The following is a 16,181-nucleotide window of genomic DNA, read 5'->3' on the forward strand; positions in this document are numbered from 1 at the left end:
CAATTTGGTTTACTGCTGTAATAGGCATACTCATTTGGAGTGAGATTAATGGCAACTGTAAACCAGCTGGTGCGCAAGCCGCGCAAGCGCCCCGTCGTGAAAAGCGACGTGCCGGCGTTGCAGGCATGTCCCCAGAAACGCGGCGTTTGTACCCGCGTATATACCACCACCCCTAAAAAGCCAAACTCAGCGCTGCGTAAGGTTTGTCGTGTGCGTCTGACCAACGGCTACGAAGTTACTTCGTACATTGGCGGTGAAGGCCACAACCTGCAGGAACACTCTGTCGTGCTGATTCGCGGCGGTCGTGTAAAGGATTTGCCGGGTGTGCGTTATCACACAGTACGCGGTGCGCTGGATACCTCTGGTGTTCAGAACCGTAAGCAGGGCCGTTCCAAATACGGAACCAAGCGTCCTAAATCTTAATTTTTGTCTGATAAGAGTAAGGCTGGCCAGAATGGTCAGGTTTACCTGAAGGACCCTTAACTAGAGGGCTTATCATGCCTAGACGTCGCATTGCCGCCAAGCGCGAGATTCTTCCAGATCCCAAGTTTGGAAGTGAGCACCTGGCCAAGTTCATGAACCATCTGATGATCAGCGGCAAGAAATCCGTGGCCGAACGTATCGTTTACGGTGCGCTCGACCGTGTTGCCTCTCGCTCCAATAATGCCGAGCCGCTTGATGTATTCGACAAAGCGCTGGAAACAATCCAGCCGATGGTTGAGGTTAAATCTCGTCGTGTTGGTGGTGCTACCTACCAGGTACCAGTAGAAGTACGTCCTTCTCGTCGTCAGGCTCTGGCGATGCGCTGGCTGGTAGATGCTGCGCGTTCGCGTGGCGAAAAGACCATGGAACAGCGTCTTGCTGGCGAAATTCTCGACGCCTCAGAAGGTAAAGGTGCGGCGGTCAAGAAGCGTGAAGACGTGCATCGCATGGCAGAAGCCAACAAAGCATTCTCTCACTACCGCTTCTAATGGGATTTGGGCTGCTGCCGGTTTCGCGGCAGCAGCCTGATCCATGGACGGCCTAGTTTCCAACCAATAGGAACGAATATCGTGGCACGCAAGACACCCCTTAAGCGTTATCGCAACATCGGGATTGTCGCGCACGTTGATGCGGGCAAAACCACGACTACCGAACGTGTGCTTTTCTACACCGGCTTGTCTCACAAGATCGGTGAAGTACACGACGGTGCGGCCACAACTGACTGGATGGAGCAGGAGCAGGAGCGTGGTATCACTATCACTTCTGCTGCTGTTACTACCTTCTGGAAAGGTATGAACCAGCAGTTTGATGAGCACCGCATCAACATCATTGATACTCCTGGGCACGTTGACTTCACGGTTGAAGTTGAGCGTTCCCTGCGAGTGCTTGATGGCGCGGTAGTGGTACTGTGCGGTTCTTCAGGCGTACAGCCGCAGACTGAAACCGTTTGGCGTCAGGCCAACAAGTATGAAGTTCCTCGTATGGTGTTCGTCAACAAGATGGACCGTGCGGGTGCTGACTTCTTCATGGTGCTTGACCAGCTGAAGGATCGCCTTAATGCGAACGTTGTTCCGATCCAGATTAACTGGGGCGCGGAAGACGACTTTAAAGGCGTAGTAGACCTGATCCAGATGAAGGCTATTCTCTGGAACGAAGAAGATCGTGGTCTTACCTATGACCTCGTTGATATTCCGGCGGAACTGCAGGAAACTGCCGAGAAATATCGCGAAGAGATGATGGAAGCGGCTGCCGAAGCCTCTGAAGAGCTGATGGAGAAGTACCTTGAAGAAGGTGAACTCTCGGCTGAAGAGATTAAGGCTGGCCTGCGCCGTCGTACGCTCGATAACGAAATTGTCCTGGTTACCTGTGGTTCTGCGTTCAAGAACAAAGGTGTTCAGGCCGTACTTGACGCCGTTATCGACTACCTTCCGGCTCCGACCGAAGTTAAAGCGATCGAAGGTGAGCTGGAAGAAAACGGTGAGATCGAAACTCGTGAAGCGGATGACAGTGCACCCTTCGCTGCGCTTGCATTCAAAATCGCGACGGATCCTTTCGTTGGTACTCTGACCTTTATTCGTGTTTACTCTGGCGTGTTGAACTCCGGTGATACCGTGTTCAACTCCGTGAAGCAGAAGCGCGAGCGCGTTGGTCGTATCGTTCAGATGCACTCCAACTCGCGTGAAGAGATCAAAGAAGTTCTCGCTGGTGATATTGCGGCATGTATCGGTCTGAAAGACGTTACTACCGGTGATACGCTGTGTGATCAGGATAGCAAGATTATCCTCGAGCGCATGGAGTTCCCGGAGCCCGTAATTGCGGTGGCGGTTGAGCCGAAGTCCAAGGCTGACCAGGAAAAAATGGGTATTGCGCTTGGTAAGCTTGCGCAGGAAGATCCTTCTTTCCGTGTTCAGACTGATGAAGAGACCGGCCAGACCATCATCTCTGGTATGGGTGAGCTGCACCTTGACATCATCGTTGACCGTATGAAACGTGAGTTCAAGGTTGAAGCCAACATCGGTAAACCGCAGGTGGCTTACCGTGAGACCATCCGCTCCAGTGTTGAGCAAGAAGGCAAGTTCGTTCGTCAGTCGGGTGGTCGTGGTCAGTTTGGTCACGTTTACCTGCGTATCGAGCCGCTAACCGCCGAAGACAAAGGCGATGATGAAGAAATGAGCTTCAAGTTCACTTCCGAAATCGTGGGTGGTGTGGTTCCCAAGGAATACGTGCCGGCAGTTGAGAAAGGCGCTTACGAGCAGCTAAAAAATGGTGTTATCGCGGGCTATCCGATGATCGACGTCAAGGTAACCCTGTATGATGGGTCTTACCATGATGTTGACTCTAACGAAAATGCCTTTAAGATCGCCTCCTCAATGGCAATCAAGGAAGGGGCACGCAAGGCCGGAGCGGTATTGCTCGAGCCGATCATGCGCGTCGAAGTGGTAACACCGGAAGACTTCATGGGCGACGTGATGGGCGATTTGAACCGCCGCCGTGGCCTGGTGCAGGGCATGGATGATTCTTCTTCTGGTAAAATCATTCGTGCAATGGTGCCGCTGGGTGAGATGTTCGGTTACGCGACCGACCTGCGCTCGCAGACCCAGGGCCGCGCAAGCTACTCCATGGAGTTTGCGAAGTATGATGAGGCGCCGTCCAGCGTCGTCGAAGCCGTCATCAATCAGAAATAACCCATAGCTCAAACGAGGTTATAGCAGTGGCTAAGGAAAAATTCGATCGTTCAAAACCGCACGTCAACGTTGGTACTATCGGTCACGTTGACCACGGTAAAACTACTCTGACTGCGGCGCTGACTCGCGTTTCTGCCGAACAATTCGGTGGCGACTGGCGCCAGTTCGATACTATCGACAACGCTCCTGAAGAGCGTGAACGTGGTATCACCATCGCGTCTGCACACGTGGAATATCAGTCCAACGAGCGTCACTACGCGCACGTTGACTGCCCTGGGCACGCTGACTACGTCAAAAACATGATCACCGGTGCTGCCCAGATGGACGGCGCTATCCTGGTGGTTTCTGCAGCTGACGGCCCCATGCCCCAGACTCGCGAGCACATCCTGCTGTCTCGTCAGGTTGGCGTTCCTTACATCGTTGTGTTCCTGAACAAAGCGGACATGGTTGATGATGAAGAACTCCTCGAACTCGTTGAAATGGAAGTTCGTGAACTTCTGAACGAATACGAGTTCCCTGGTGACGACACTCCGATCATCATCGGTTCTGCACTGATGGCGCTCGAAGGCAAGGATGATAACGGCATGGGTACTACCGCCGTTACCAACCTGATCAAAGCTCTGGATGACTACATCCCTGAGCCGGAGCGTGCTATTGACCAGCCGTTCCTGATGCCTATCGAAGACGTATTCTCGATCTCTGGTCGTGGTACCGTTGTTACCGGTCGTGTTGAGCGCGGTATCGTTAAAACTGGCGAAGAAGTTGAAATCGTTGGTCTGCGCGACACCGTTAAAACTACCGTTACCGGTGTTGAAATGTTCCGTAAACTGCTCGACGAAGGTCGTGCGGGCGAGAACGTTGGTGCACTGCTGCGTGGTACCAAGCGTGATGACGTAGAGCGTGGTCAGGTTCTGGCCAAGCCGGGCTCTATCACTCCTCACACCAAGTTTGAAACTGAGGTGTACATCCTGTCCAAAGAAGAAGGTGGTCGTCATACTCCTTTCTTCAAAGGCTACCGTCCTCAGTTCTACTTCCGTACCACTGACGTAACTGGTACTTGTGAACTGCCTGAAGGCGTAGAAATGGTTATGCCGGGCGACAACGTTAAAATGGTTGTTACCCTGATCGCACCTGTTGCCATGGAAGACGGCCTGCGCTTCGCTATCCGCGAAGGTGGTCGTACCGTTGGTGCTGGTGTTGTAGCCAAAATCGTCGAGTAAGACATTTAGCCGCTGATTATTTTGGCGGAACATAAGGGGCCTTTGAGGCCCCTTTTTAATGTCCTTGTTTCGGTATCGTGGAGAGTGCATTTGACTCCCTAAACTAGGGGCTCTATAATGCGCATCCTTTCAAGCGTGAGTGGATGGCTCGCGCCGTCCGGTCACAGGCGTCCCGCAACATTCGGTTGGGCGGGTAAGCCCATTGGAGTCTAGGTAAATGCAGAACCAGAAAATTCGCATTCGGCTTAAGGCGTTCGATCATCGTTTGATCGATCAGTCTGCGCAGGAAATCGTCGATACAGCCAAGCGTACCGGTGCGCAAGTGCGCGGTCCGATTCCGCTGCCGACAAACCGGGAGCGTTATACCGTTCTGATTTCTCCGCACGTCAACAAAGATGCGCGTGATCAGTACGAAATTCGCACCCACAAGCGTGTTCTCGACATCGTTGAGCCAACTGAAAAGACAGTTGACGCGCTTATGAAACTAGATCTTGCCGCGGGCGTTGACGTCCAAATCAAGGTTGATTGATTAACCCTCACTAGTCACTTGCGGACTACGTTGACGGAAACGTATATAAGTAGACCGCCGCGTCGCGAGACGCCACACAATGTGCTAGTGGAATGCTCTGGAAAGGGCAGCCATAGCGGGTGATAGCCCCGTACACTATAGGAGACTGAACATGGCGATCGGTTTAGTCGGTAAGAAGAGCGGTATGACCCGTGTCTTCACCGAAGATGGTGCATCCGTGCCCGTAACCGTCATTGAAGTTGAGCCAAACCGCATCACCAGCGTAAAAACGCTGGAATCTGACGGCTATCGTGCCGTGCAGGTGACTTCTGGTGCGCGTAAGGCTAAACATTTGTCCAAGGCTGCTGCTGGTCAGTTCGCCAAGGCAGGTGTTGAAGCTGGTCGTGGTCTTGTGGAATTCCGCCTTTCTGAAGGTGAAGAAGATCCTCAGGTCGGCGGCGAGTTCACTGTATCCCTCTTTGAAGCTGGTCAGAAGATTGACGTGACCGGCACTTCCAAGGGTAAGGGCTTCCAGGGTGGTGTTAAACGCTGGAACTTTAGTACCCAGGATGCTACCCACGGTAACTCCCTCTCGCATCGTGCTCCTGGCTCAATTGGTATGTGCCAGACTCCGGGCCGCGTATTCAAAGGCAAGAAAATGGCCGGTCAGATGGGTAACGCCCGTACTACCGTTCAGAGCCTTGAAGTGGTACGCATTGATGCTGAACGCAACCTGCTGTTGGTCAAAGGCGCTGTTCCCGGTGCAACCGGCAGCCAAGTGATCGTGCGCAGCGCTGTCAAAGCTCGCTGAGGGGTAAGTACCGATGAATTTGAATCTAGTGGGTGCCAACGCTGAAGCCGTCGAACTTTCCGACGCTACCTTCGGCAAGGATTTTAACGAGTCGCTCGTACACCAGGTCGTCACTGCCTATCTGGCAAGTGCTCGTCAGGGTTCTCGTGCGCAGAAAACCCGTTCGGACGTTAGTGGTGGTGGTAAAAAACCATGGCGTCAGAAAGGGTCCGGTCGTGCTCGTGCCGGTACCATCCGTTCTCCGCTGTGGCGCAGTGGTGGCGTAACCTTCGCGGCGCGTCCGCAGGACCACTCCCAGAAGGTTAACCGCAAAATGTATCGCGCTGCGATGCGTTCCATCCTTTCCGAGCTGCTCCGTCAGGAGCGTCTGGTAGCTGTTAACGATTTCGGTGTTGATTCCCCGAAAACCAAACAGCTGGCGACCAAGCTGAATGAGCTGGGCCTGGAAAAGGTGCTTATCGTCTCTGAAGAAGTAGACGAAAACCTTTATCTCGCTGCTCGCAATATTCCTAACGTTGCAGTTGTTGACGTTGCCGGAGTTGATCCGGTCAGCCTTGTAGCCTTCGATAAGGTGTTGGTGACCGTTCCTGCTCTGCGCAAGTTTGAGGAGAAGCTGGGATGAACCAGGAACGCGTATTCAAAGTGCTGCTTGGCCCGCACATGACTGAGAAAGCTGCGATCGCTGCTGAGAATAATCAGTACGTGTTCAAAGTCTCATCAGACGCAACCAAGCTCGAGATCAAGAAAGCGGTAGAGGCTCTCTTTGATAAAAAGGTAGCTGGTGTCCAGGTACTGAATGTCAAAGGCAAGGCCAAGCGTACAGCTCGTGGCGAAGGTTTCCGCAGCGGCTATCGCAAAGCCTATGTGACTCTGGCCGCTGGCGAGACCCTCGAAGACTTCACTGGTAACGAGTGAGGCAGGAGAACGGATCATGGCAGTAGTCAAGACTAAACCTACTTCCGCCGGCCGTCGCCATCTGGTGAAGGTCGTCAACCCTGACCTGTACAAAGGTCGCCCGGTTGACTCGCTGGTAGAAGTACAGAAACGCTCTGGTGGTCGTAATAACAACGGCCGCATTACCACCCGTCACGTTGGTGGTGGACAGCGTCAGCATTATCGTTTGATTGATTTCAAACGTACCAAGGACGGCATTCCGGCAATTGTTGAACGCCTGGAATACGATCCTAACCGTAGTGCCAACATTGCACTGCTGAAGTACGTGGATGGTGAGCGTCGCTACATCATCGCACCACGGAATGTGAAAGAGGGCGATCGTCTCGAATCTGGCGTTAATGCTGCGATTCGTGCTGGTAACTCTTTGCCGCTTCGTAACATTCCGGTGGGTTCTACCATCCATTGTATCGAACTGAAGCCTGGCAAAGGCGCGCAGCTCGTACGTAGTGCTGGTGCAAGTGCTCAGCTCGTTGCCCGTGAAGGTAACTACGCAACCATTCGTCTGCGTTCCGGCGAAATGCGTCGTGTGCTTTCCGAGTGTCGTGCCACCCTCGGCGAAGTAGGTAACTCCGAACACAGCCTGCGTCAGCTTGGTAAAGCTGGTGCGAAGCGCTGGAGAGGCGTTCGTCCTACCGTTCGTGGTGCTGCGATGAACCCTGTTGATCACCCGCATGGTGGTGGTGAAGGTCGCTCTAGCGGTGGTCGTCATCCGGTATCACCCTGGGGTATGCCAACCAAGGGTTACAAAACTCGCAAGAATAAGCGCACCGACAAACTCATCGTTCGTCGCCGCAAGGCTAAGTAACAGAATTTAAGGGGTAACGGCTGTGCCACGTTCACTTAAGAAAGGTCCTTTTATTGACCTTCATCTTTTGAAGAAGGTTGAGGCGGCTGTGGAAAAGAACGACCGCAAACCGATCAAAACCTGGTCGCGTCGTTCGATGATCCTGCCTAACATGGTAGGACTCACCATCGCCGTCCATAACGGTCGCCAGCATGTACCGGTCCACGTCTCTGAAGAGATGGTTGGCCACAAGCTAGGCGAATTTGCTGCCACCCGCACCTACCGCGGTCATGCGGCTGACAAGAAAGCCAAGCGGTAAGAGAGGACTGAAAAATGGAAGAAGTAGCTGCTAAATTGCGCGGCGCTCGCCTGTCCGCTCAGAAGGCTCGTCTGGTCGCCGATCAGGTACGCGGTAAACCGGTAGCCGAAGCGCTGGACATCCTGAGCTTCTCGCCGAAAAAGGGCGCGATTATCGTCCGCAAAGTACTGCAATCGGCGATCGCTAACGCGGAAGAAAACAACGGCATGGACATCGATGAACTTCGTGTCTCGACCATCTATGTCGATGAGGGCATGACGCTCAAACGTATCCAGCCGCGTGCCAAGGGCCGTGCGGATCGCATTCTGAAGCGCACCTGCCATATCACCGTCAAGGTAGCCGAGAAGTAGGAGTCGACCGATGGGTCAGAAAGTAAATCCAGTTGGTATTCGCCTCGGTGTCGTCAAGGACCATTCCTCGGTCTGGTACGCAGAGCGCGGCGCATATGCCGACAAACTGAACAACGACCTCGCTGTTCGTAGTTTCATCGAGGATCGTCTGAAAAATGCATCTGTTAGCCGTGTCGTTATCGAACGTCCTGCCAACAATGCTCGTATCACCATTCACACTGCCCGTCCGGGTATCGTGATTGGTAAAAAGGGTGAAGACGTAGATCGTCTGCGCCGCGACCTTACTGCGATGATGAGCGTGCCTGTGCACGTCAACATCGAAGAAGTTCGCAAACCCGAACTGGATGCTCGCCTGGTTGCGCAAAACGTAGCCGGTCAGCTGGAGCGTCGTGTAATGTTCCGTCGTGCTATGAAGCGCGCGGTCCAGAACGCTATGCGCCTTGGTGCCAAAGGCATCAAAATCCAGCTTTCAGGACGTCTTGGCGGTGCCGAGATCGCGCGTACAGAGTGGTATCGTGAAGGCCGTGTGCCGCTTCACACTCTGCGTGCCGACATCGACTACGCCACCTACGAAGCGCACACCACCTACGGCGTTATCGGCGTCAAAGTGTGGATCTTCAAGGGAGAAATTCTGGGCGGCATCGAGGAAGTGCGGGCGAAAGCCAAGCAGTCTCAGAGCCAGCCGGCTGCTCCCAAGAAGAAAGGCTCCAAGTAAGGGGAATAGTCGATGTTACAGCCAAAGCGTACTAAATTTCGCAAGCAGCAGAAGGGTCGCAACCGCGGCCTGGCAGAGCGCGGCTCAAGCGTAAGCTTCGGTGACTTTGGCCTTAAGGCCATTGGTCGCGGTCGCCTCACTGCCCGCCAGATCGAAGCAGGTCGTCGCGCGATCACTCGTCACGTAAAACGTGGCGGTAAAATCTGGATCCGTGTCTTCCCTGACAAGCCGATCTCTGAAAAACCTCTTGAGGTTCGTATGGGTAAAGGTAAAGGTTCAGTTGAATACTGGGTTGCCCAGATTCAGCCGGGACGTGTCCTTTACGAGATCGAAGGTGTATCCGAGGAGCTGGCGCGTGAAGCTTTCTCTCTCGCCGCTCAGAAGATGCCCATTGCGACAACCTTCGTTAAACGGACGGTGATGTGATGAAAGCACAAGAACTGCGTGAAAAGTCGACTGAAGCGCTCCACGAACAGCTTTTTGAGCTTCTTCGTGAGCAATTCAACCTGCGTATGCAGAAGACGACTGGGCAGCTTAACCAGACTCATCTGCTCAAGCAGACACGCCGCGAGATTGCTCGCGTTAAGACTGTGATTAAGCAGAAGGCAGGTGAATAAGATGTCACAGGAATCTCAAGCACGCACGCTCACCGGTAAGGTGGTGAGCGACAAGATGGACAAATCCATCGTCGTGATGGTCGAGCGCTCTGAGCGTCACCCGATCTACGGCAAGTATGTAAAGCGCTCCACCAAGCTGCATGCCCACGACGAAACCAACCAGGCCAGGACTGGCGATCGTGTCTCCATTCGTGAAGGCAAACCGATCTCCAAGAACAAATCCTGGTCATTGGTTGAAGTTATCGAGCAGGCCAAGGGCTAACGCCTGGCGCTTAGCAGTCAGTTTAGGTTCGGAGAAAACCGATGATTCAGACGCAAACAATGCTGGATGTCGCTGACAACAGCGGAGCGCGCCGGGTGCAGTGCATCAAGGTGCTCGGCGGTTCACACCGTCGTTATGCTCGCATCGGCGACATCATCAAGGTAACGGTCAAGGAAGCAATTCCTCGTGGCCGTGTTAAAAAGGGCCAAGTGCTCAAGGCAGTGGTCGTGCGTACCGCCAGTGGCGTTCGTCGCCCCGACGGCTCGCTGATCCGTTTCGATGGAAATGCGGCAGTTTTGTTGAACAACACCAACGAACAGCCCGTCGGTACCCGTATTTTCGGGCCGGTTACTCGTGAACTTCGTTCAGAGAAGTTCATGAAGATCATTTCCCTGGCCCCTGAAGTGCTGTAAGGAGCGGAGCGGAAAATGCGCAAGATCAAACGTGACGACGAAGTAATCGTCATCGCCGGCAAGGATAAGGGCAAACGCGGTACCGTTAAACGTGTACTGAAGGACGGCAAGTTCGTCATCGCGGGTGTGAACATGATTAAGCGACACACCAAGCCCAACCCGATGCTCGGCCAGCAGGGGGGTATCGTTGAACGTGAGGCTCCGATTCATGAGTCCAACGTTGCGATCTTCAACTCGGAAACCGGCAAGGCAGACCGCGTCGGCTTTCAGTTGCAGGATGACGGTACCAAGGTCCGTATCTTCAAGTCGACTCAGAAGCAGATCGACGCCTAACTCGAGTCGGGTGAGATAATGGCGAATTTGAAACAGCAGTACAAAGACGAGGTGGTAACCAAGCTCTCTGAGCAGTTCGGTTACACCAACGTGATGCAGGTGCCCAAAGTCACCAAAATTACCCTGAATATGGGTGTTGGTGAGGCGACCAGCGATAAAAAGCTGATCGAACATGCAGCTGCTGACATGGAAAAGCTTTCAGGTCAGAAACCCATCATCACCAAAGCACGTAAATCCGTTGCTGGTTTCAAGGTGCGTGAAGGGTGGCCTATCGGCGTTAAGGTAACGCTGCGCAGCGATCGTATGTGGGATTTCCTGGATCGTCTGGTCAACATCGCGATTCCTCGCGTACGTGACTTCCGCGGTCTGAATCCGAAATCTTTCGATGGTCGTGGCAACTATTCCATGGGCGTACGTGAACAGATCATTTTTCCGGAGATCGAATATGATAAGATCGACCGGATCCGTGGTCTCGACATCACGGTTACCACTACTGCCAACAGCGACGAGGAAGGTCGCGCGCTCCTGAGCGCCCTGAACTTCCCGTTCCGTAAATAAAGGCTGGAATAATGGCTAAGAAAAGCATGGTTGAGCGTGAGCTCAAACGCACGAAGCTGGTCGAAAAGTACGCCGCTCGTCGTGCGGAGCTCAAAGCAATCATCCAGAGTGTTGATGCTTCAGACGAAGAAAAGTTTGAAGCGCAGCTCAAGCTCCAGAGTCTGCCGCGCGACTCAAGTTCCGTTCGTCAGCGTAACCGCTGCCGCGTAACTGGTCGCCCGCATGGCTACTACAACAAGTTCGGCCTTGGTCGTAACAAGCTGCGTGAAGCCGCCATGAACGGTAACGTTCCCGGCTTGACCAAGTCCAGCTGGTAAGCGAGGAGCTATTCAATGAGCATGCAAGACACTCTGGCGGATATGCTTACCCGTATCCGTAACGCGCAGCAAGCGACTAAAGCTACTGTCGACATTCCTTCTTCGAAAGTGAAGGTTGAAATTGCGCGCGTTCTTAAAGAAGAGGGCTATGTCGCTGACTATAGCGTTAGCGAAGATGCACAGCCTCAGCTGAGCGTTACCCTTAAGTACTTCGAAGGCAAGCCGGTCATCGAACACCTGCAGCGTGTTTCCAAACCATCGCTGCGCATCTACAAGGGCAAGAACGATTTGCCCAAGGTTGCAGACGGTCTTGGTGTTGCCATCATTTCCACCTCTAAAGGTGTGATGACCGATCGCGCTGCGCGTCAAGCTGGCGTTGGCGGCGAAGTTATCTGCACCGTATTCTAGGAGTGAGAAATGTCTAGAATTGGCAAGAACCCAATCAAGCTGCCAAGCGGCGTTGAAGTGAACATTAGCGATGACCAGGTGTCTGTTAAAGGCGCCCAGGGCGAACTCGCTACTCCTATTCACTCTGACGTTGTTGTCAGCCAGGAAGAAGGTCAGCTGACCTTCGCCCCTAGCGCTCAAGCGAAAAGCTGGGCGATGGTGGGAACAACACGTGCACTGGTCAATAACATGGTGCTGGGTGTAACCGAAGGTTTCACTCGCACTCTGGAAATCAATGGCGTCGGCTATCGTGCCCAGGCCAGTGGCCAGACCATCAATCTTACGCTGGGCTTCTCCCACCCGATTGAGTATTCACTGCCTGAAGGTGTTAAGGCTGAAACGCCGAAAAACACCACTATCGTACTGAAAAGTGCGAACAAGCAGCAGCTCGGTCAGGTAGCGGCAGAAATTCGTGCCTTCCGTCCGCCGGAACCCTATAAGGGTAAAGGCGTTCGTTATGGTGACGAACAGGTTCGCCGTAAAGAAGCTAAGAAGAAATAAGGCAGGGTTATGAACGCGAAGAAAGAATCTCGTCTCCGTCGTGCCCGCCGTGCGCGCGCCAAAATCCGCGAGCTGGGCGCTTTGCGCCTATGCGTCAACCGCACTCCACGCCATATCTATGCGCAGATTATTTCTGCGGATGGCAGCGAAGTGCTCGCTAGCGCCTCCACCCTTGATAAGACATTGAGTGAAGCAGCTACTGGTAATTCTGAAGCAGCTGCCAAGGTGGGTGCTCTGATTGCTGAGCGTGCCAAAGGCGCTGGCATCACTAAAGTGGCCTTCGATCGTTCGGGCTTTAAGTTCCACGGTCGAGTCAAGGCTCTGGCTGACGCCGCGCGTGAAGCCGGCCTGCAATTCTAAAAGGTTTGACGATGGCGAATAACGAACAGAAAGGCAGCGGTGATCTCCAGGAAAAGCTGGTTCAGATCAACCGTGTCGCCAAGGTGGTCAAAGGTGGTCGTATTTTCGGCTTCACCGCTCTGACCGTCGTTGGTGATGGCAATGGTCGTGTTGGCTTCGGTCGCGGCAAGGCACGTGAAGTGCCTGTCGCTATCCAAAAGGCAATGGACCAGGCTCACCGCAACATGATCAAGGTTGAACTTCGTGGTAACACGCTGCAGTACGCAGTTCGTGCCAACCACGGCGCTTCCAAGGTCTTCATGCAGCCTGCTTCCGAGGGTACCGGTATTATTGCCGGCGGTGCCATGCGCTCCGTTCTCGAACTTGCAGGCGTGCAGGACGTACTGGCCAAGTGTTACGGTTCTACCAATCCGGTCAACGTTGTGCGTGCAACTATCAACGGGCTCGCATCTATGCGTTCGCCTGAAGATGTTGCCGCAAAACGTGGACTCTCCGTTGCCGAAATCACGGGGTAAGTATCATGTCTGGCAAACTCAAAGTTACTCAGATTCGCAGTGTGATCGGTACCGGTAAAAAACATCAGGCCACCGTGCGTGGCTTGGGTCTTCGCCGTATCAACCATACTGTTGAGCTGGAAGACACTCCTGCCGTTCGCGGCATGATCAACAAGGTTAACTACCTTGTCCGAGTCGAAGGGGAGTAATCCATGAAACTCAATACTCTGCGTCCGGCACCTGGTGCCAAACAGGCCGAGAAACGCGTAGGTCGCGGCATCGGTTCCGGACTCGGTAAGACCGGTGGTCGCGGTCACAAGGGTCTTAAGTCTCGTTCCGGCGGTAGTGTTAAGCCTGGATTCGAAGGCGGACAGATGCCTTTGCAGCGTCGCCTGCCGAAATTCGGCTTTACCTCTGCCAAATCTCTGGTTTCTGAAGAAGTTCGTCTTGGCGAGCTGGCTAAGGTTGAAGGCGAAATTGTTGACCTGGCTTCCTTGAAGCAGGCTAACGTTCTCAAAAACTCTACCCGTTTTGCCAAAGTGGTACTTTCGGGCGAGATTGATCGTGCGGTTACAGTTCGTGGTCTCAAGATCACCAAAGGTGCTCGCGAAGCGATCGAAAAAGCCGGCGGCAAGGTAGAGGACTAAATGAGCAAGTCGGGAAAGGTATCGGGTAGCAGTAACACTGGCGGGCTCAGCGAGCTTTGGGCTCGTCTGCGCTTTGTATTCATTGCGATTGTGGTGTACCGCGTTGGTTCTCACATCCCCGTTCCCGGTATTAACCCCGACCAGCTAGCTGCGCTCTTCAGAGAGAACCAAGGCACCATCCTGAGCATGTTCAACATGTTCTCCGGTGGCGCCTTGGAGCGTATGAGCGTATTTGCGCTCGGAATCATGCCGTACATCTCTGCGTCGATTATCATGCAGTTATTGACCGTGGTTTCTCCCCAACTTGAGCAGCTCAAGAAAGAGGGCGAAGCCGGTCGTCGCAAGATCACCCAATACACGCGCTACGGCACAGTGGTATTGGCGTTGATTCAATCGTTCGGTATGGCAGTTGGTCTGGTTGGAAGCGGAGCGGCGATAGATCCAGGTATTATCTTCTATTGCACAACCATCGTTACCTTCGTAGCAGGTGCGATCTTCCTGATGTGGTTAGGCGAGCAAATCACCGAGAAAGGAATCGGCAATGGTATTTCGCTGATTATCTTCTCCGGTATTGTCGCCGGTATGCCAAACGCGATTGGGCAGGCTTTCGAGCTTGCGCGCAATGATGGCGCCTGGAACGTATTGCCTCTGTTGGCTCTTGGTGTACTTGGTATTATCACCATTGCTTTCGTGGTATTCGTTGAGCGCGGTCAGCGTCGCATCAAGGTGAATTATCCGCGCCGTCAGGTTGGCAACAAAATGTATGCCGGTCAGAGCAGTTATCTGCCGCTGAAGGTCAATATGGCTGGTGTTATTCCGCCGATCTTTGCGTCCAGTATTCTGCTTTTCCCCGCGTCCATTGGTCAGTGGTTTAGTCAGGGTGAAGGATTAGGGTGGCTCTCTACCGTTTCTCAGGCGTTAGCGCCAGGGCAGCCGCTTTATATCTTGCTTTTTGCAGCAGCAGTAGTATTCTTCTGCTTCTTTTATACCGCGCTCGTTTTTAATCCTAAAGACGTGGCCGATAACCTGAAGAAGTCAGGCGCTTTCCTGCCGGGTATCCGTCCAGGCGAGCAGACTGCGCGCTACGTAGACAAGGTGATGACGCGGCTAACGCTGTTTGGTGCTGCTTACATCACGTTCGTTTCTCTGATGCCACAGTTTTTGATGGTCGCTTGGCAGGTTCCGTTCTATTTCGGCGGTACCTCTATTCTGATTGCAGTAGTGGTGGTAATGGACTTTATGTCCCAGGTGCAATCTCACCTGATGTCCAACCAGTACGAATCAGTGATGAAAAAGGCCAACCTGAAAGGGTATGGCAGCGGCGGCATCCTTCGTTGATACCGTTGCATGTAACTTAGTGGAGTGAACGATGAAAGTTCGAGCATCCGTTAAAAAGATCTGTCGTAACTGCAAGATCATTCGTCGTCGTGGTGCGGTGCGTGTAATTTGCACTGAACCCCGTCACAAACAGCGTCAGGGTTGATTTTTATCATCCAGGTCAGCTGTTGACGAAAGAGTGGCGCACCTATATCCCTTGCTTTCGATAGGAAGCAGGGGATATAATACTGCGCCTTTTTGTAGATGTAATTAACCGAGCAATGCCGCTCAAATTTCGGAGTAAGCTGATGGCCCGTATTGCAGGCGTCAATATCCCGGACAACAAGCATGCGGCGATCTCGCTGACCTACATTTACGGCGTTGGCAACACTCGCGCCAAAGCGATTTGCGCTGCTGCTGGTATCGAAGCCAGCACTAAAATTGGAGAACTTTCTCCAGAGCAGCTCGACGTTTTGCGTGCCGAAGTTGGCAAATACGTCGTAGAAGGTGACCTACGCCGTGAGATTACGCTGAATATCAAGCGTCTCATGGACCTGGGCACCTATCGTGGTCTGCGCCATCGCCGTGGTCTTCCGTTGCGTGGTCAACGTACCAAGACCAACGCGCGTACCCGTAAGGGCCCGCGTAAACCGATTCGCAAATAACGCGTGACGCGTTAAACCAGGATACTTCCAAACATGGCTAACCCGCGCAGTAACCGAAAAAGGGTTAAAAAGCAGGTTGTGGACGCTGTCGCCCACATCCATGCCTCTTTTAACAACACGATCGTAACGATCACAGACCGCCAGGGTAATGCTCTCTCTTGGGCCACTGCCGGCGGTTCGGGTTTTCGTGGTTCTCGCAAGAGCACCCCGTTCGCCGCTCAAGTAGCAAGCGAACGTGCAGCGACCGCTGCAGCCGAGTATGGAGTGAAGAACGTAGATGTGCTGGTCAAGGGCCCCGGCCCCGGCCGTGAATCTGCTGTGCGAGCACTCAATGCCGCAGGCTTCCGCGTGCAAAGCATCACCGACGCGACGCCCGTTCCTCACAACGGCTGCCGTCCGCCGAAGAAACGCCGCGTATAAGG

At 53.5% G+C, this 16,181-nt stretch carries 29 protein-coding genes; all 29 read left to right on the forward strand.

Going from position 1 to position 16,181, the window contains the following annotated elements; translation table 11 throughout:
- Positions 1-48 precede the first annotated feature (48 nt).
- The 29 genes from rpsL to rpsK all read left to right on the forward strand — a co-directional run bounded on the left by rpsL (position 49) and on the right by rpsK (position 16,179).
- A complete protein-coding gene (gene rpsL, locus L881_RS0109000) occupies positions 49-423 on the forward strand; it encodes a 30S ribosomal protein S12 (protein ID WP_025733372.1) in 375 nt (124 codons plus the stop codon).
- 74 nt (positions 424-497) lie between these two features.
- Positions 498-971: a 30S ribosomal protein S7 gene (gene rpsG, locus L881_RS0109005; RefSeq protein WP_025733373.1), complete on the forward strand. Its 474-nt coding sequence runs from the start codon at positions 498-500 to the stop codon at positions 969-971.
- A gap of 81 nt (positions 972-1,052) precedes the next feature.
- Entirely contained in the window at positions 1,053-3,167 is a 2,115-nt protein-coding gene (gene fusA / locus L881_RS0109010) for an elongation factor G (RefSeq protein WP_025733374.1), read from the forward strand.
- 26 nt (positions 3,168-3,193) lie between these two features.
- Entirely contained in the window at positions 3,194-4,387 is a 1,194-nt protein-coding gene (tuf, locus tag L881_RS0109015) for an elongation factor Tu (RefSeq protein ID WP_025733375.1), read from the forward strand.
- 217 nt (positions 4,388-4,604) lie between these two features.
- On the forward strand, positions 4,605-4,916 hold the full coding sequence (gene rpsJ, locus L881_RS0109020) for a 30S ribosomal protein S10 (RefSeq protein ID WP_025733376.1): 312 nt from the start codon (positions 4,605-4,607) through the stop codon (positions 4,914-4,916).
- Positions 4,917-5,067: 151 nt separating this feature from the next.
- Positions 5,068-5,706, forward strand: a complete 639-nt coding sequence (rplC, locus tag L881_RS0109025; protein ID WP_025733377.1) for a 50S ribosomal protein L3 — start codon at positions 5,068-5,070, stop codon at positions 5,704-5,706.
- Between the two features lie 13 nt (positions 5,707-5,719).
- Complete coding sequence (gene rplD / locus L881_RS0109030) at positions 5,720-6,328, forward strand: 50S ribosomal protein L4 (protein ID WP_025733378.1); 609 nt, start codon at positions 5,720-5,722, stop codon at positions 6,326-6,328.
- Positions 6,325-6,621 carry a 50S ribosomal protein L23 gene (gene rplW, locus L881_RS0109035; RefSeq protein ID WP_025733379.1) on the forward strand — a complete coding sequence of 99 codons (297 nt, stop codon included), beginning with the start codon at positions 6,325-6,327 and terminating at the stop codon, positions 6,619-6,621. Before rplD ends, rplW begins: the two co-directional genes overlap by 4 nt.
- A gap of 16 nt (positions 6,622-6,637) precedes the next feature.
- Positions 6,638-7,465, forward strand: coding sequence for a 50S ribosomal protein L2 (gene rplB / locus L881_RS0109040; RefSeq protein WP_025733380.1), 828 nt, complete (start codon positions 6,638-6,640; stop codon positions 7,463-7,465).
- A 22-nt stretch (positions 7,466-7,487) separates the two neighbouring features.
- Positions 7,488-7,763 carry a 30S ribosomal protein S19 gene (rpsS, locus tag L881_RS0109045; RefSeq protein WP_009098993.1) on the forward strand — a complete coding sequence of 92 codons (276 nt, stop codon included), beginning with the start codon at positions 7,488-7,490 and terminating at the stop codon, positions 7,761-7,763.
- A 14-nt stretch (positions 7,764-7,777) separates the two neighbouring features.
- On the forward strand, positions 7,778-8,113 hold the full coding sequence (gene rplV, locus L881_RS0109050; protein ID WP_025733381.1) for a 50S ribosomal protein L22: 336 nt from the start codon (positions 7,778-7,780) through the stop codon (positions 8,111-8,113).
- Positions 8,114-8,123: 10 nt separating this feature from the next.
- The gene (rpsC, locus tag L881_RS0109055) at positions 8,124-8,828 is read left to right on the forward strand and encodes a 30S ribosomal protein S3 (protein WP_025733382.1); all 705 of its coding nucleotides are present in this window, start codon (positions 8,124-8,126) and stop codon (positions 8,826-8,828) included.
- Between the two features lie 12 nt (positions 8,829-8,840).
- The gene (gene rplP, locus L881_RS0109060; protein ID WP_025733383.1) at positions 8,841-9,254 is read left to right on the forward strand and encodes a 50S ribosomal protein L16; all 414 of its coding nucleotides are present in this window, start codon (positions 8,841-8,843) and stop codon (positions 9,252-9,254) included.
- Positions 9,254-9,445 carry a 50S ribosomal protein L29 gene (gene rpmC / locus L881_RS0109065; RefSeq protein WP_025733384.1) on the forward strand — a complete coding sequence of 64 codons (192 nt, stop codon included), beginning with the start codon at positions 9,254-9,256 and terminating at the stop codon, positions 9,443-9,445. The genes rplP and rpmC overlap by 1 nt, the downstream gene beginning before the upstream one ends.
- Before the next feature lies 1 nt (position 9,446).
- The gene (gene rpsQ / locus L881_RS0109070; protein WP_025733385.1) at positions 9,447-9,707 is read left to right on the forward strand and encodes a 30S ribosomal protein S17; all 261 of its coding nucleotides are present in this window, start codon (positions 9,447-9,449) and stop codon (positions 9,705-9,707) included.
- Positions 9,708-9,748: 41 nt separating this feature from the next.
- Complete coding sequence (gene rplN, locus L881_RS0109075; protein WP_025733386.1) at positions 9,749-10,120, forward strand: 50S ribosomal protein L14; 372 nt, start codon at positions 9,749-9,751, stop codon at positions 10,118-10,120.
- A gap of 15 nt (positions 10,121-10,135) precedes the next feature.
- On the forward strand, positions 10,136-10,453 hold the full coding sequence (gene rplX / locus L881_RS0109080; protein ID WP_025733387.1) for a 50S ribosomal protein L24: 318 nt from the start codon (positions 10,136-10,138) through the stop codon (positions 10,451-10,453).
- 18 nt (positions 10,454-10,471) lie between these two features.
- A complete protein-coding gene (gene rplE, locus L881_RS0109085; RefSeq protein WP_025733388.1) occupies positions 10,472-11,011 on the forward strand; it encodes a 50S ribosomal protein L5 in 540 nt (179 codons plus the stop codon).
- An 11-nt stretch (positions 11,012-11,022) separates the two neighbouring features.
- Positions 11,023-11,328: a 30S ribosomal protein S14 gene (gene rpsN / locus L881_RS0109090; RefSeq protein ID WP_025733389.1), complete on the forward strand. Its 306-nt coding sequence runs from the start codon at positions 11,023-11,025 to the stop codon at positions 11,326-11,328.
- 15 nt (positions 11,329-11,343) lie between these two features.
- Positions 11,344-11,736 (forward strand): 30S ribosomal protein S8, encoded by a 393-nt coding sequence (gene rpsH / locus L881_RS0109095; RefSeq protein WP_025733390.1) that lies wholly within the window; start codon positions 11,344-11,346, stop codon positions 11,734-11,736.
- Positions 11,737-11,745: 9 nt separating this feature from the next.
- Positions 11,746-12,276 (forward strand): 50S ribosomal protein L6, encoded by a 531-nt coding sequence (rplF, locus tag L881_RS0109100; RefSeq protein ID WP_025733391.1) that lies wholly within the window; start codon positions 11,746-11,748, stop codon positions 12,274-12,276.
- A 9-nt stretch (positions 12,277-12,285) separates the two neighbouring features.
- Positions 12,286-12,636: a 50S ribosomal protein L18 gene (rplR, locus tag L881_RS0109105; RefSeq protein WP_025733392.1), complete on the forward strand. Its 351-nt coding sequence runs from the start codon at positions 12,286-12,288 to the stop codon at positions 12,634-12,636.
- A gap of 11 nt (positions 12,637-12,647) precedes the next feature.
- Positions 12,648-13,151 carry a 30S ribosomal protein S5 gene (gene rpsE, locus L881_RS0109110; protein WP_025733393.1) on the forward strand — a complete coding sequence of 168 codons (504 nt, stop codon included), beginning with the start codon at positions 12,648-12,650 and terminating at the stop codon, positions 13,149-13,151.
- Between the two features lie 5 nt (positions 13,152-13,156).
- Positions 13,157-13,339, forward strand: coding sequence for a 50S ribosomal protein L30 (gene rpmD, locus L881_RS0109115; RefSeq protein ID WP_025733394.1), 183 nt, complete (start codon positions 13,157-13,159; stop codon positions 13,337-13,339).
- 3 nt (positions 13,340-13,342) lie between these two features.
- A complete protein-coding gene (gene rplO, locus L881_RS0109120) occupies positions 13,343-13,777 on the forward strand; it encodes a 50S ribosomal protein L15 (RefSeq protein ID WP_025733395.1) in 435 nt (144 codons plus the stop codon).
- Positions 13,778-15,115 (forward strand): preprotein translocase subunit SecY, encoded by a 1,338-nt coding sequence (secY, locus tag L881_RS0109125; protein WP_025733396.1) that lies wholly within the window; start codon positions 13,778-13,780, stop codon positions 15,113-15,115.
- Positions 15,116-15,146: 31 nt separating this feature from the next.
- Positions 15,147-15,260 carry a 50S ribosomal protein L36 gene (gene rpmJ / locus L881_RS13620; protein ID WP_077373351.1) on the forward strand — a complete coding sequence of 38 codons (114 nt, stop codon included), beginning with the start codon at positions 15,147-15,149 and terminating at the stop codon, positions 15,258-15,260.
- Between the two features lie 142 nt (positions 15,261-15,402).
- The gene (rpsM, locus tag L881_RS0109130) at positions 15,403-15,759 is read left to right on the forward strand and encodes a 30S ribosomal protein S13 (protein WP_025733397.1); all 357 of its coding nucleotides are present in this window, start codon (positions 15,403-15,405) and stop codon (positions 15,757-15,759) included.
- 33 nt (positions 15,760-15,792) lie between these two features.
- Positions 15,793-16,179: a 30S ribosomal protein S11 gene (rpsK, locus tag L881_RS0109135; protein WP_025733398.1), complete on the forward strand. Its 387-nt coding sequence runs from the start codon at positions 15,793-15,795 to the stop codon at positions 16,177-16,179.
- Positions 16,180-16,181 lie beyond the last annotated feature (2 nt).

Origin of the sequence: Carnimonas nigrificans ATCC BAA-78, assembly GCF_000526695.1 — a bacterium.
In the GTDB taxonomy this organism is placed as follows: Bacteria; Pseudomonadota; Gammaproteobacteria; order Pseudomonadales; family Halomonadaceae; genus Carnimonas; species Carnimonas nigrificans.

Bases quoted from the DNA above. Each gene is read 5' to 3' on its own strand.
- rpsL (WP_025733372.1), top strand. From the start codon at position 49: ATGGCAACTGTAAACCAGCTGGTGCGCAAGCCGCGCAAGCGCCCCGTC.
- rpsG (WP_025733373.1), top strand. From the start codon at position 498: ATGCCTAGACGTCGCATTGCCGCCAAGCGCGAGATTCTTCCAGATCCC.
- rpsJ (WP_025733376.1), top strand. From the start codon at position 4,605: ATGCAGAACCAGAAAATTCGCATTCGGCTTAAGGCGTTCGATCATCGT.
- rplC (WP_025733377.1), top strand. From the start codon at position 5,068: ATGGCGATCGGTTTAGTCGGTAAGAAGAGCGGTATGACCCGTGTCTTC.
- rplD (WP_025733378.1), top strand. From the start codon at position 5,720: ATGAATTTGAATCTAGTGGGTGCCAACGCTGAAGCCGTCGAACTTTCC.
- rplW (WP_025733379.1), top strand. From the start codon at position 6,325: ATGAACCAGGAACGCGTATTCAAAGTGCTGCTTGGCCCGCACATGACT.
- rplB (WP_025733380.1), top strand. From the start codon at position 6,638: ATGGCAGTAGTCAAGACTAAACCTACTTCCGCCGGCCGTCGCCATCTG.
- rplV (WP_025733381.1), top strand. From the start codon at position 7,778: ATGGAAGAAGTAGCTGCTAAATTGCGCGGCGCTCGCCTGTCCGCTCAG.
- rpsC (WP_025733382.1), top strand. From the start codon at position 8,124: ATGGGTCAGAAAGTAAATCCAGTTGGTATTCGCCTCGGTGTCGTCAAG.
- rplP (WP_025733383.1), top strand. From the start codon at position 8,841: ATGTTACAGCCAAAGCGTACTAAATTTCGCAAGCAGCAGAAGGGTCGC.
- rpmC (WP_025733384.1), top strand. From the start codon at position 9,254: ATGAAAGCACAAGAACTGCGTGAAAAGTCGACTGAAGCGCTCCACGAA.
- rpsQ (WP_025733385.1), top strand. From the start codon at position 9,447: ATGTCACAGGAATCTCAAGCACGCACGCTCACCGGTAAGGTGGTGAGC.
- rplN (WP_025733386.1), top strand. From the start codon at position 9,749: ATGATTCAGACGCAAACAATGCTGGATGTCGCTGACAACAGCGGAGCG.
- rplX (WP_025733387.1), top strand. From the start codon at position 10,136: ATGCGCAAGATCAAACGTGACGACGAAGTAATCGTCATCGCCGGCAAG.
- rplE (WP_025733388.1), top strand. From the start codon at position 10,472: ATGGCGAATTTGAAACAGCAGTACAAAGACGAGGTGGTAACCAAGCTC.
- rpsN (WP_025733389.1), top strand. From the start codon at position 11,023: ATGGCTAAGAAAAGCATGGTTGAGCGTGAGCTCAAACGCACGAAGCTG.
- rpsH (WP_025733390.1), top strand. From the start codon at position 11,344: ATGAGCATGCAAGACACTCTGGCGGATATGCTTACCCGTATCCGTAAC.
- rplF (WP_025733391.1), top strand. From the start codon at position 11,746: ATGTCTAGAATTGGCAAGAACCCAATCAAGCTGCCAAGCGGCGTTGAA.
- rplR (WP_025733392.1), top strand. From the start codon at position 12,286: ATGAACGCGAAGAAAGAATCTCGTCTCCGTCGTGCCCGCCGTGCGCGC.
- rpsE (WP_025733393.1), top strand. From the start codon at position 12,648: ATGGCGAATAACGAACAGAAAGGCAGCGGTGATCTCCAGGAAAAGCTG.
- rpmD (WP_025733394.1), top strand. From the start codon at position 13,157: ATGTCTGGCAAACTCAAAGTTACTCAGATTCGCAGTGTGATCGGTACC.
- rplO (WP_025733395.1), top strand. From the start codon at position 13,343: ATGAAACTCAATACTCTGCGTCCGGCACCTGGTGCCAAACAGGCCGAG.
- secY (WP_025733396.1), top strand. From the start codon at position 13,778: ATGAGCAAGTCGGGAAAGGTATCGGGTAGCAGTAACACTGGCGGGCTC.
- rpmJ (WP_077373351.1), top strand. From the start codon at position 15,147: ATGAAAGTTCGAGCATCCGTTAAAAAGATCTGTCGTAACTGCAAGATC.
- rpsM (WP_025733397.1), top strand. From the start codon at position 15,403: ATGGCCCGTATTGCAGGCGTCAATATCCCGGACAACAAGCATGCGGCG.
- rpsK (WP_025733398.1), top strand. From the start codon at position 15,793: ATGGCTAACCCGCGCAGTAACCGAAAAAGGGTTAAAAAGCAGGTTGTG.